The sequence below is a fragment of the Vibrio sp. S12_S33 genome, from assembly GCF_963889785.1.
Taxonomy (GTDB): Bacteria; Pseudomonadota; Gammaproteobacteria; order Enterobacterales; family Vibrionaceae; genus Vibrio; species Vibrio aestuarianus.
On the sequence record NZ_CAWPQZ010000480.1, the window covers coordinates 1 to 210 of the forward strand.

At 46.2% G+C, this 210-nt stretch carries 1 pseudogene; it reads left to right on the top strand.

What is annotated here, in order from left to right:
* Positions 1-172: pseudogene (locus AACW06_RS20815) on the top strand (IS1 family transposase); the annotation flags it as partial.
* Between the last annotated feature and the right edge of the window lie 38 nt (positions 173-210).

Below are 210 nucleotides of genomic sequence, written 5' to 3' on the forward strand. Positions count from 1 at the left end.
AAAAAGAAAAATCGCCGCTGGCTTTGGTATGCTTGGTAGCCTCGCTATAAGCGCATCATTGCTCACGCATTTGGTAGCCGTAATACGGATGCTCTGCGCTCGTTGCTCGCTTTGCTCAAGCCGTTTGATATCAGCTTTTTTTACCGATGACTTCAGCGTTTACACAAAAGAATGACCAAGGGAAAAGCATGTTGTGGGCAAAAGGTTCAC